Source organism: Evansella clarkii (assembly GCF_002019695.1).
Lineage (GTDB): Bacteria > Bacillota > Bacilli > Bacillales > Salisediminibacteriaceae > Evansella > Evansella clarkii.
On the sequence record NZ_KV917376.1, the window covers coordinates 3,783,724 to 3,796,716 of the forward strand.

Genomic DNA, 12,993 nt, shown 5'->3' on the forward strand with positions numbered 1-12,993 from the left:
TTTCAACTTACTAATTAGACTGCTAAACCCGTCCTTGAATTCTCGTTCGCCCCATATCGTCTGCCAATATCAATTCGCCCTAACCTCCAAATTTAGCCCCACTCATGCTCGAACTTCTTCTTATATGCTATCTTCTAGTACTCCTCAATTACATCCGAACCATTTTAAAACCACCAGACTTACGCATTCTTTAGGGACAGAATCGCAAATAAACCGGTGATGCAACGGTTTGTGACGTTTATTTTCACTTTTTTAATTTTAGTTTTAAATATCACAGTCCCTCCACTGCTCCGTACTCCACCATTTCAAATACGTAATAACATTCTCCATAATTACTCTCTACTATCACCGCCTCTTTTTTTATCCAGTCCCGCAAATCTTAGAATTACAAACATACAAATGGACCGACTGTCCTCCGTTTTTTCAAAACAGCTCAAATACAACGAGGAGACCAAGCCTCTTCCTCTTGGCCTTTAACCTTATACGATTTGATGACGAGCTGGAAATGCCGTAGCCTTTATGCTCCTACTAGAAAGCAACATTTAGGTTTGGCACCCCCGGTCGCATTTACCTAAAAATGAAAAACCCTCGGCCAAGTATCTTTACTTTTATAAATGTGCTCTAATATACCTGTTATTGGAATCTATATAAGATACAGAAAATCTTTATTCTTAACACATGAACCCAAGTGAGAATGAGAAAAATGAATTTACCGAAAAATAAAGAGATATGGATTTTGATTTTACTCCTCCCACTCTTCCACCATCCTGTCAAACTCCCCCTTAAACTTCCTGTTCACCACACCATAGAAATAAGCGATTGGCTTCCTAACCCGCCCTTTTTTCAATGCCCGCACAATCTGCCGAAACCCTGACAAACCTACCTCCAACATAACCTCAGGCTCCTGGTCAAACACTTTCTTATACGCGGCGATTTTCACCATCTTCCAGTATTCCTCAATCACAGCTGCCGAATCATAAAAGCACTTCGCAAGGCTCACGAATTTCTTAGGAACAAATTCACACGTAAATTTGTGATCCAACGGTTCGTTACGTTTATTATCTTTTTCTTTTGTTTTAGTTTTAAAAGAAGAATAAGTTTTATGGTGGTTCAATTGTTCCTGGTTGGGTAGTTCATCGTTCCCATACGTACCAGACACAACAACGTCACTACCATACTCCGCCTTAGTTTCCTCCACAACACCTACACGATAACCCGCCTTTTCTTCCTTCACTTCCACCGCCGACGAAACAACCAACCCCTCCTCTCCCCCATACCGCTGAAACACATACAAATTACTCGACTGGCCGCCCTTCTCCCGCTCCAGCTCAAATACACAGAGCATCCCAATCTCCTTCGCCTTCACAACCATCCGCTTAAACGTTGACCGGGAAATCCCATTGCCAGCGTACTCCTCATGAATCGCCTTCAGAAACGTACCAATCCTCCCGGTCGCAACACCCGTCACCTTCACCGCATAGCGAAGTAGGCGGCTGAGGCCAACCCTCTCCCCCTTCGTAAACCTCTCGCCATACACATCTAGCCAGCACCGCACATGCTCATTAAACTCACTAACACTCCCGAAATGGGAAAACTCGCGGAAACTCTCAACAGAACCAATCTTCATCATGGGACACTTCTCCTTCAAAATGGGGTAAATTGCGGGGCACTTCTTAAAGACCTTACGGGGAAAGATAAAGTGGGAATGAAAATAGAAGGCGGGAGCTTTCTGTAGCCTGGCAATCACACATCTAAACTATGTCAGCTCCCTGCTCTCAGTTAAAGCATCTTCGTGGAACTATGGAGATCCGTAAGTTCAAGACCAAATTTCGTTTTTACATAGCCGGTTTTATACATTTGTTTTACTAAGAGCCATGGGGCAATATCAAGTTCAAGCCGTCGTTCATTTATAAAGGTAATTTGGGATTTATTCGGGTTATCTGGGTGAGGGGTAATACAGAAGATCTGGGAGTAGAAAAGCCAGTGGCAGTCATACTGTTTCGGTGAATGAGTGGGAAATGCGTATATATCCTTCTCACGGTTAACAGGGATCGGCACCTTGCGCCTGATATCCAGCTGGCACATAACCGCCCGCCGCCTACCATTATAATCAGCACCACCGGAAATACAGGCCGACTCAATCAGCTTCATCGGCTTCGCTTTTACATAAATTGTTTTCGAGCCTTCCATCACTACAGACTGATAGTCAATATGGTAAACCGGCAGGATCGCCAAAGTCTGCCCATTAATTCGATAGTTTTCCAGAATAATTTCGTTCATTGAAACAGCTCCTTATTGGTGGGATGGGTAGTGAATGGGAATGTATATGGGTGAAACATGAGGCAAACAAGAGGTTGAAGTTCTAGCAAAGGAGCGGGAGAGGCTTCCCTACTCCTTGTCTATGTTCTTTTTTTCGTTATATAAATCATCCAGCGGCTTAATTATTGTTGTTGGCTTAACATCAAGCCCTTTTGATAAATCATAAAGAGTACTTGTAGTAAAACCGGATCTGCCCTTTTCAATATCAATGAGCTGACGGTAAGTAAAATTTGCGCGAAATGCTAACTCCTCCTGGGAAAAGTCTTTATCATTTCTTAGATTACGAATATGTCTCCCTAAAACTACGTTTATTTCTTCTGCTAATTTATCATCCTTCAACAGCTATGCTCCTTTTTACAAACATTATCTATTCGCAAAAAGGTTTGCACCATGAAGAAAAGTTCACATTTTTACAGTATATGTAAAATAATCTTAGTTTTTTTAAAAATTTTAAAGGAACTATATTGTCTCTTGCAGAATTTCTTCTTTGAAAAATTACGGAAGATCCATTTTTTAAAGCTGTAAAATAAAATAACTCCTGCACTTTCTTGTTTTACTTCTTAAATTAATTTCTTTAAACTAGTGGTTGAGAAAGTAAAAGATATTAATTGTGGGAGGAACAAATGAACAAAGCAGTAAAAGTAGTAGCAGCCATCATAGAAAATGACGAAAATGAAATTTTATGTGCCTTAAGGTCACCTGAAATGAGCATACCAAACATGTGGGAGTTCCCAGGCGGGAAGGTTGAAAAAGACGAAGATATTTATGAAGCATTAAGAAGAGAAATTAAAGAAGAAATGGATTGTGAAATACATACTGAAGAAGTCTTTAATGATAATACTCATGATTATGAAAATTTCACCATCAATTTAATTGCTATTAAGGCAAAATTAGTGAGGGGTACGCCAACGGCTACTGAGCATTCAAAGCTGATTTGGTTCAAACGAGAGAACCTTAAATCTTTAGTCTGGGCACCGGCCGATATACCGGCTGTTGAACAATTAGTTAATGAAAAATAGTCTTCATGAACCTTAATAAAAAAGCCTGCTTCTGATCCGAAAATAATTTATTATCAGATGCACAGCTTATATCGTATATAGTAACGTCGTAAACCTTACTATTACTTGTTAGTGCATTTTCTCATTTCTTCTATTGAAGAACTGAGTATCCCGTTTCATCTTTGGGAGGACAGAGACGGTTCTGTTCTACACCTTCGATTAGATGAAATTTTAGAAGCAGAGAACCGTCACATGCATAATTAAATTTCTTCTTTCGCCATAAATTTAAAATGATTTAATCAAAATAATGTTTTTAGTTCTCCCATAAATTATTCTTTATAAATTCATTTCTTTATTACGAACCACTTCGACCAACATAGCATTATATTCTTTAAAATCCCTTCCATGATGACAACGTCTATGACAATTTGGACATATTGCCCCAACAGATTCAGGGTGGTCAGGTCCACCATCAGACAACCTTCTTAAATGATGAACTTCAAGAAAGGGTTGTCCCTCTTTTGTATAAAAAGGTGCTTCAGTATCACAGGCCTCACAAATGCCCTTTGCCCTTTTTAAAGCATATAACTTAATCGCCTTACTTCTTTTCACAGACTTTGTTACTCTTTCTGTTACTGTGACTTCTTCTTCGGCAGAGTCAACGGCTTTTTTTCTAAGTTCACTTAATGAATCATTATTAATTTCACCATTTATCTCTTCCTCGACTCCTTCTGTTAACTCTTCAGTTCTAACTAATTCAAATACTATCGTCTCTCTCATATGACCTAAACGATCTGTAGAACGCCTATTGTGGTAACCTATGCAAGTCATATTGTCTATAAACTCTACATGGCCTGTCTTTACATATTCAAATAGATAAATATCCTTACCGTTTTCAACATGATCACGAATGGCTTTATTACCTTTATTAAAATTCATATCTCCTTCTTGCCCTTCTCCGGTATAATAAAAAACACCATTATCTTGCCATCCGTCTTTATAACCATATTCTTCACCACTATCTCCAGTGAAAATCATTATAAATGGAAAGCTCCTCGGAGTACTTATACCACTTTGATTTTGTCCACCATATTTCTCATGTATACTTCTTCGTCTGTAAACTTTTCCTGGTTTAAACATTCTTATCTCTCCCTTTTATTTTATTCCAATGATATAACTTAATTTTACTAACAACCATAAATACACGCAGAATTTAAATAAAAACATAAAGCTCTAATTACAAAAAAAATGTCAAATTGTATTTGCTTGTTCTAAAGGCGTAAGCCCACATTTCTTTAAAAATTGAAACGTTTCTTCCAATGGGGGAACTGGTGGTACGAATATAATTAGACCATCTCTTCCCCTGGATAGAAGTACACGATAACTATTTAACCTTAATTGTTTTGTATTTTTTGCACCTTTTGTACTTACCTTTGCTTCCCATACTTCATTTTCTCTAATTAAGTCGGCATCCCAACAAACTATTGGCAAATCAAGCTCTAACCCTTGACAAGAAAACTCTGTAGCAACTTGGTTAAAACTACAACATGAATCCCTAGAGTTTGGTGGTTCATTAAACCACTTACCTTCATGCATCCTTTTTGTTGAATTAAAATCATTGTATACACCAAATGAAGGTAACATTCTACTTTTGGAAGAAGCAAGAAGACCATAACGCTTATACTCTTTACCTTCATACCTATCAACCAAGTACCTTTTAGCATCGTTTAATTCTGTTGTTATGTACATAGGGTATCCTTGCTTTTGAATCTTTTCTGATAGTTGGCAAGCAAAGTTGCTATTGCCATCCAAGACAGCGCCAATCCAGGATTGGACATCTTCTGCTATATGTGTTCTTAAGGAGGCTGATAGGTTTAGTAATGGATTAACTTCATGTTCTACCCCTCTAAATTGATCTACCACATGTTCTGGACAATGTACTTTCCAATTGTTATCTGATTTTATTAACGCATCAAACCACTGTCCTAGGCCGCCTTCTTCCCCTAAATGTATTTCCTGTCCCTCACCAACTAACCCTATTACCACCGACCAATTATTAATTGAATCTGCAGTGGATATAATTAATTCTGGTTCAGATTTGAAAATATTATAACGATTATTTATTCTCTCTTTATCCCATGCTCTTTGAGCTTCATCAAAAATAATAATATTTTCCTTTGGAATTTCACGTTGATGTATTGCATGGTGAGCAACATAGTTTTTTAATGGTTTAACATAAACATCTGATTGTAAGGCATATTGTAATACCTTTACCAATGGACCATTTCCAGACAGAAAAATCGCTTTCTGGTTTTCACTTTCTTCTCTACCATATTCATGTGAGAACTGGAGCCCAACTAATGTTTTTCCTGCACCTGGGACCCCTGTAATTAACACTAAATTCCGCTCGTTTTTTTGTTTGGAATCCTCAGCGATCCTATGTAATTCTTGTAACGTTTGTGGAATACCCGCACTATGTGCCCGTTTAATTTGTGGTAAGTCTTTTTCTATAAAAATTGTTTGTGCTGCTTGAATAATACTTGGTAATGGAGCATACTCCGAGTTGATCCATTCTTTAATATTAATTTGTGGAGTGTTGATCTGAAGAATGTCAAAATATTTATGTAAGTCATTGGGGTTTAACACAAGCATCCTGTTCGCCTTATGTGAACTTCTAGTCATTTTAGTTGGTAATAATACAGAAATAACCTGTTTCGACTGAGAGATTTTATGATAGTGTTGGAGATTTCGTGAGTACTCAAAAAGCTGATCAAGATCAGCTTGAGAATAATTGTGCTTTCGTTTGAACTCTATAACTATAACGGCATCACCAGTAAGAAGGATAACATCTGGCCTTCTCCCCCCTTCTCGCGGGAGTTCATATTCAAATATTAGTCCACAATGTTTCAAGTATCTATTGTTAGTCTTGTTTACTTCCCTCTGTAATACATCATAACAGTCTACCCAAGAATCTTTCTGTTCCTCACTGACAGTAAAGCGTGTATTTCTTTTTAATTCATTTAACCATTCTTTTGCGTCAGCAGATAGAAACTGCTCAATAGTACCTTTCCACGAAACAGACAATGAAAAGCCTCCTCTTTTTCTTCTTATATATATTGTATAATATATGTGATATTTTTGGTAAAATATAGATATAAAATAACACATAGGAGTTATTTATGAATACTTTTATAGTAGGAACAGGAGAAGAACTTCCTGTACTTTTTTGTTCAGACTTGCCTGCAGCATTCTTACATATAATGGTTTTGCTTTAATAAATGTCCTTATGTCCCTTTTTCAGTACGAACACACTAAGCATACTGAACAATTGCCGCCTGATCGATCATTAACTTAAGCAAAATAGTACTTAATTTTATTTGTTTATGTTTAAAAAAGTAATTCTTCTAGAAATTTATAGGTTATCAAGTAATCAATACCCTTTAATTGTAATAATTAGGAGGAAGAAGTATGAGGCAAATGTTATATTACCCTAAAATTATTCTACCTGTCGATTGGATGAAGAAGACGATGTTATATAGTGATAAAATTGCATCTATACACCCAATGAATGTAAGCGGAATTATAAAAGATAAGGAAGAAGAAATGGCCCTAGCTAATATGGAATATCTTGAATCAGAAGGAATATATGAGTATATACGTCCTGAAGATTTAGATTGGAAAATATTCAAAAACCTATTAAAGGATTTACAAAGTATTATGGATCAAGATAATTCTTTAAAATATGCTAGGGAAAATTTTAGGAAACAACATAATATTTATGAAATTTTTAGAAGTAAAATGAGTGAGGATATAACACGTTATTTATTTGAAAATGATCTTGCTAGGATAAACAAAGAAAATTTAAATTCAATCATAGTGGAAGGTAATGTAGGATTGTTGTATATGAGTTTATTAGCCCAACATACAACAAGTGAAAAAAGAGACTATACAACATCAACCAATAAAATTGAATACCAAAATATTCTTTTTGAAAGAAGTGATTCACTCTATAAAGACTATAATTTAAATTTAGTTATTGAGAACTTACCCACACCTTCTTCTACCACTTCTTTAGAGGATATTATAGCGTTTAAGAAAGAAAGAAGAGACGAATTATTATTATTTAGAAGATATATTAACGATTGGGTTGATAAAATTAATTCTAACCCCTCAAATATTAATAGGTATAAGGATGATTATGAGTTACATCTTAAAGATGTTTGTAAGCTAATGGGAGAATATAAAATCCCTATCCAATGGAGCACATTAGAAATAACTATTCCTACTCTTGCTACCTCAATAGCCCATTATGTTAACGAGAATAATTTTGACATTTACTCTCCTATCTCTGCAATATCTTCATTAGGAATTAATTATGTTAGGAGTAAATTTATGAAAGAATCAATTACCAATAAAGATCCGTTAACATATATACAATATTTAAAACAAGAATTATAAACTATATTATGCTATAGCCTTAAATATAGCGGGCACTGCCGGGGCCCTCTATAAAAAATCGGCCTTCTAAAAGTTGTTGACTCTATTTGAAATAAGTATACGTTTAATTGTTAACCCATTTCAATATTATCTTGTATTTTATACACAATGAATTATTAATTATTCAGTATTGCTAATCTATTGATAATCGCTTTTATCTTCTGCAACTTTGATACCTCGATACTCTTTTTTACGATGGCAATAAACGTGCTCTTAGTTTTGGATCACTTGCAAAAACGTAGAGGCCGTTTATTCCTCTCTTCAATAGAACATTAATAGAATTTAAGATGATTTTTTCCTTAATATATTTAGGGTCTTTAAATTCATCTTTACCTCTAAAGGCTTCTGTATCCTTATAATTCTCCGTAATTATTTTCAATTCGTTATTATCCTCATCATAACTTACTGATGGCCCTAATATTACCCCTACATAATTCAAATCAAAACCTTGTATAGTATAAATGGAACCAACTTCGTTTATAGTATCTTTTCTTTAAGCCCAGCTTGTATCTCCCTCGGTAGTATTCCATGGCAATTTATAGTGATCTTCTTCTATGTAGTATGTCTTTCCATCCTTTTTATGAATATAGTCAAAAGTTGATACCATTCTTGCTAAGCCGAATTCCTTATTTTTCTGACGTATTTCCTTATACATTTTAGCGGCAGAATCAAAGATTTTAAATTTAAATTCTTCCTCACTAGGGAGAGGTAAAATCCTTTTTTCAATAAACTGATCTATCCAATGAATCATCTCATGACTTGCACGCATGCGAAGTTGATTTTTTAATACATATTCTTCTGAAGGAGTTCCTTTTAAGATATTATTTAGTTTATCGATATCCCAGTAGCTTTTCATTTTTAATACTTGTTTGTCATCAAATACCAAGATAACAATTTTACTATATTTCATAATTTCTTCAAGATGATTGTTCTCTTCAAAATTATTAAAGCGGTCTGGTTTGGTTAGCAATAAATGAGCTTCGTCTACAAGAACAATATCAGCCTTTTTGTTTGATTTTTTTCGCTTGTTAATAAAAGATGTAGGTTTGTCAAAATTATTCTTTTTAAGTGCTTTTACTTTTCCTGCAATTTTTTGGTATGTTTTTAACATTTCGTTATGGTTTACTAATATATAATTATTATTATTATGAAGATCTGAGGATTTCTCTGTTGCTAGTTCTTTAAGTCGATTAAAGACCGCGCTTAACACCACACTTTTACCTGTACCTGCTTCCCCTTTAATAAGGAAAACAAATGGTTTTTCATCTTTAATACGTGTTTGACAAACGTCAATAATTTTATCTTTTAAATCAATTTGATCAGCTGAAAGCTCTTTAAATGGGGATAATTTAAATATATCTTTATTTTCTATAACTTCTCTTGAGTGCGTCACGTAGTCCTTTAACTTTAACTGATCCCATATTTCATTAAATAACTCTTCATTATAAAACGGTTTTTCGTAATAATTATGGCTAACACTATTTGCTGTTTGGCTCTTATTTTGGAGCTTATAGCGTTCATCAGCTAAAAAATAATTTATAAGTTTAGTTTCAATATTATATGTTGCTGAACGATTGAATTTTTCATGAATGATTAATGTCAATTTATCTAATGATTTTCTTTCTGGATTTTTCAAATGATTTTTCATACGATTTCTAACTGCTACCGTTTCTCCAATATAAACAATAGTATTGCTATTTATAAAATACACTATAGGATAATTAGAATATGGTTGACTATATAGAGAGTCTATTGAGGTCTTATTAAAAGCCATTGATTTTATTTCTAAAGTCTTCAATTTGAAATTACCTTTCATATAAATTTCTTTTACTTTTTCTATTAAAAGAATTTTACCATATTTATGAATCTAATTACATTTTATTCCAATTAATAGAACTTTTTTAAATATAATATATGCGTACATGCACTTTTGATGATCTCTTATATATTACCTATTTATTTATTTTTTCTTACTTCCTTCACCTCTCCGCCTTCTACTATATAAATGTAAACCTTATCTAATATATCCCCTAATGCCTCCTCCTCATATTCAGTAAATTCAAATTGAGGATCATTAGTTAATATAATAAACCGCTCTTCGCCATTAAACCGCTCACTAGAAAAATCAACTAGGCCAAGATTGTTATATTGTTTCACATTCATACGACCATTCGCACGCTCGTATTTTATAATAGCTTCGGTGTAATCACTGGCTATGACTCGCTTACATTTTCCTTGAGATAATATTTGTAATGACAAAATCTTTTTAGGAGGTTTTAAGGACACATTCCTTTGACGATTTACTAATTCTAGTCTTTCTTCTTTCTTATTATCTATTTCAATTAATTTAGAATTCATCTGATTGATAAGGGCAGTGTTTCGATTATCTACATTTTCTTGCTGATAGCTATCTAACCTATTCAACGTTTCTCGATATTGATGATTAAAGGACTTCTCCAGAAAGATATGTAATTTATTTAACTGTGACTCTCTTTTAGATGCAATTTCATCACGGATTTCCATAGCGTTACTAATAATATCATTTAAGAGCTCTTTTTTATTATTTGCGTTTAATTGAGTTACTTCATCTAATAATTGATGATAAAAAATCCAATTAGGATCCAAAGTAATAATGTCACCAGACTTCCTCTGCGCTAAATGAATCAATTGGTTTTCTAAGGTTTTCCCAGTTCCATCAGTAACGCTAATTTCATAGATTTCTACATATATATTTTCAGGTATGTTTGTTGACACTTTATAATGTGACCATGATTGCCCTTTCATTTTTTGATCTATTAATTTCATCGCGGTAATAAAGAGAGGATGACTCTCCGAAATCAAAGGGGTTTGTTCTGTTGCCTTTTTTATTGAGTTTGTAAAATGGTAACTCCCTTCGTGATATTCATTATAATCACCCATTTGTTCACGAATAAATTTAGGCAATCTTTCAATCCGAAAGACTTTTTTATCTTTTGATTTGGCTATCCTTACTTTTTTCTTGTTAAGAACATGAGTTGTGAAGTTTGTGTAAGACATAGGTGGCACACGGTTAACGATTAAGTTTTCCTTTTGTTTCTTTAAAGCTGATAAGTCAAGATCCTCTTCTGCCATTCTTTCTTCCTTAAGTAATTCAAGTAATTTTTCATGTTCGTTTGTAAGTGTCTTATCCATATTTTCAAGAATTTCATCTAATCTTTCTCTCTCGATTATCGCCTTTTGCATTATTTCTGCTAAACTGTCGTAATTATCTTCTATAATTTCCCCCATAAAATCATAAACTAGGTCACTTCCTAAATCTGTACGCATCTGTTCAATTTTATCGAGAAGTTTAGCCATGACACTACCTTCCCTTGTATTCTTAGCTACTAGATTAAACACAAATACTTCGTTCATTTGACCAATTCTATGAATGCGCCCCATACGCTGTTCTAACTTATTTGGATTCCAGGGAATATCATAATTTATCATTTGATTACAGAATTGAAGATTAATAGATTCTCCTCCAGCGTCGGTAGCCAGCATAATTTGGCAATTATTTCGAAACAACTCAACTTGTTGCCGACGTTTTTCCATAGAAGAACCACCTATAATTTTTGCAACAATACTAACCCTTTTTAATAGTTTCTCTTCTAGATAATTTAATGTGTCTATTGACTCTGTAAATATAATGATTTTTTCATTCTGTTGAAGGAGTCCATTAAGACCGAATAGTGTTTCTTCTAATTCTTGATATTTCTTCTCGACTTCATAAAATTTTATATGTTCGGCTTGTTTGATAAGTCCTTTTAAAACAAGAATTTCTTTCTTTAATTCTTTTAAATTTATCTCATCTGTAGATAGTTCAAGCTTTCTTTCCACTTCTTCCTGATATTCGTTGCCCTCTTCTAAATAATGCTCTGTTTCTATCCTTTTCAATTTATTTAAATACCTTTTACGTTCTGTCTCTGTTTGTTTATATAAACTAACTAAACGTGCATACCTTCTTTTTAATGATAAATAAATTGCATCAAGAGATGAACTTAATCTTCTTTGTAGGAGCATCATTGCGAATGCTGTACTTTCGCTTCCATTATTTATTGCCTTGTTAAAATATTGACTTACATAATTTGTTACTGACTCATACAGATCTAATTCGCCTTCAGTTAATTCGAATTGGATCGTTTTTGTAGTACGCTTAGGAAAAATAGGGCTCCCATCAAAGTTCTTCAGATTCTCCTTTAAACGCCGAATGATAAATGGATTTGATTTTTCTCTAATGCTCTCATTAACAGAACTACTATTAAATACGTCCTCATCAATTAATTTCATCAAATGGCGGAAGTTTTCTGAATCACCTTTATGTGGCGTAGCAGTTAGTAATAAAACATGAGATGCTTTTTGGAGTATAAATTCCCCTAGTTGGTAAAGCTTAGTTCGAAATACTTTTTTCTTTGCTGTTCCTTGAGTGTATGCAGCCATTTTATGAGCTTCGTCAACAATAATTAAATCATAATTGGCTTCTTGAATTAACGGTCGAACATCATCCCGAATAGCCCAATACATAGAAGTAAGTACAAAAGGATGTTTGATAAATGGATTTTTCCTACCATATTCCTTCAATATTGTTCGGTTTACAATATGAAAATTGATAGAGAATTTTTGTTCTAATTCTTCTTGCCATTGTTTTAACACCAATGGTGGGACGAGGATTAATATTCTTTGTGAATTAAACCTTGAAATTAGTTCCTTCATCAACATTCCTGCCATGATAGTTTTTCCTGCACCTGGATCATCTGCTAGTAAAAAGCGAATTTGTGGGACTTGAAGCATTCGTCCGTAAACAGCCTCTATTTGATGAGGTAAAGGCATGATATTCTCATTTTCCAGTGCCCTTGAATTTGAGAACTTTAAATTGTTTTTTAACATTCTATACTGTATATAGTTTTGTAAATCCTCAGTATTAACATTATTTTGTTCATTATCCTCTACGCGATAAAGTTTTTTCATTTTCTCTTGTTCTATCAATAACTCATAATACTTGTTAGTTTCCTCTCCTATGGCTTCTATAATAAAATATTCTGCTATTGGATCACATTTTTTAATTTTTACCGGTTCTGGAAAAAAAGAACTAGAAATAACATCACCTATATCCATATAATTGTCCCCCAACTATGTAAAAATTATAAAAAGGTATTTATAT

8 protein-coding genes and 1 pseudogene are annotated in these 12,993 nt (G+C 33.9%); 2 read left to right on the forward strand and 7 right to left on the reverse strand.

The window, feature by feature from the left end:
- Positions 1 to 742: 742 nt before the first annotated feature.
- From BK582_RS17730 to BK582_RS17740, 3 genes are all read right to left on the reverse strand, one after another.
- A complete protein-coding gene (locus BK582_RS17730) occupies positions 743 to 1,630 on the reverse strand; it encodes a hypothetical protein (protein ID WP_078596321.1) in 888 nt (295 codons plus the stop codon).
- A gap of 149 nt (positions 1,631 to 1,779) precedes the next feature.
- Positions 1,780 to 2,280, reverse strand: a complete 501-nt coding sequence (locus BK582_RS17735; protein WP_078596322.1) for a competence protein ComK — start codon at positions 2,278 to 2,280, stop codon at positions 1,780 to 1,782.
- A 108-nt stretch (positions 2,281 to 2,388) separates the two neighbouring features.
- Complete coding sequence (locus BK582_RS17740) at positions 2,389 to 2,658, reverse strand: helix-turn-helix domain-containing protein (protein WP_169911105.1); 270 nt, start codon at positions 2,656 to 2,658, stop codon at positions 2,389 to 2,391.
- A 284-nt stretch (positions 2,659 to 2,942) separates the two neighbouring features.
- On the opposite strand from BK582_RS17740, the gene BK582_RS17745 reads away from it, so the two are divergent.
- Positions 2,943 to 3,338, forward strand: a complete 396-nt coding sequence (locus tag BK582_RS17745) for a (deoxy)nucleoside triphosphate pyrophosphohydrolase (RefSeq protein ID WP_078596324.1) — start codon at positions 2,943 to 2,945, stop codon at positions 3,336 to 3,338.
- A 315-nt stretch (positions 3,339 to 3,653) separates the two neighbouring features.
- Here BK582_RS17745 and BK582_RS17750 read toward each other — a convergent pair whose 3' ends face one another.
- Positions 3,654 to 4,457: an HNH endonuclease gene (locus BK582_RS17750; protein WP_078596325.1), complete on the reverse strand. Its 804-nt coding sequence runs from the start codon at positions 4,455 to 4,457 to the stop codon at positions 3,654 to 3,656.
- Between the two features lie 111 nt (positions 4,458 to 4,568).
- Positions 4,569 to 6,401 (reverse strand): DNA/RNA helicase domain-containing protein, encoded by a 1,833-nt coding sequence (locus BK582_RS17755; protein WP_169911107.1) that lies wholly within the window; start codon positions 6,399 to 6,401, stop codon positions 4,569 to 4,571.
- Positions 6,402 to 6,785: 384 nt separating this feature from the next.
- Between BK582_RS17755 and BK582_RS17760 the strand changes: the two genes are divergently transcribed.
- Positions 6,786 to 7,775 carry a DUF6236 family protein gene (locus tag BK582_RS17760; RefSeq protein ID WP_078596327.1) on the forward strand — a complete coding sequence of 330 codons (990 nt, stop codon included), beginning with the start codon at positions 6,786 to 6,788 and terminating at the stop codon, positions 7,773 to 7,775.
- Between the two features lie 229 nt (positions 7,776 to 8,004).
- Here the strand turns inward: BK582_RS17760 and BK582_RS17765 are convergent.
- Both BK582_RS17765 and BK582_RS17770 read right to left on the reverse strand, forming a co-directional pair.
- Positions 8,005 to 9,630 (reverse strand): annotated as a pseudogene (locus BK582_RS17765) (DUF2075 domain-containing protein).
- 140 nt (positions 9,631 to 9,770) lie between these two features.
- The gene (locus tag BK582_RS17770) at positions 9,771 to 12,947 is read right to left on the reverse strand and encodes a DEAD/DEAH box helicase (RefSeq protein WP_078596328.1); all 3,177 of its coding nucleotides are present in this window, start codon (positions 12,945 to 12,947) and stop codon (positions 9,771 to 9,773) included.
- Between the last annotated feature and the right edge of the window lie 46 nt (positions 12,948 to 12,993).

What these genes read in the sequence shown, in the direction of transcription:
- BK582_RS17735 (WP_078596322.1), bottom strand. Translation starts at nt 2,280, where the DNA reads ATGAACGAAATTATTCTGGAAAACTATCGAATTAATGGGCAGACTTTG.
- BK582_RS17750 (WP_078596325.1), bottom strand. Translation starts at nt 4,457, where the DNA reads ATGTTTAAACCAGGAAAAGTTTACAGACGAAGAAGTATACATGAGAAA.
- BK582_RS17730 (WP_078596321.1), bottom strand. Translation starts at nt 1,630, where the DNA reads ATGATGAAGATTGGTTCTGTTGAGAGTTTCCGCGAGTTTTCCCATTTC.
- BK582_RS17770 (WP_078596328.1), bottom strand. Translation starts at nt 12,947, where the DNA reads ATGGATATAGGTGATGTTATTTCTAGTTCTTTTTTTCCAGAACCGGTA.
- BK582_RS17745 (WP_078596324.1), top strand. Translation starts at nt 2,943, where the DNA reads ATGAACAAAGCAGTAAAAGTAGTAGCAGCCATCATAGAAAATGACGAA.
- BK582_RS17760 (WP_078596327.1), top strand. Translation starts at nt 6,786, where the DNA reads ATGAGGCAAATGTTATATTACCCTAAAATTATTCTACCTGTCGATTGG.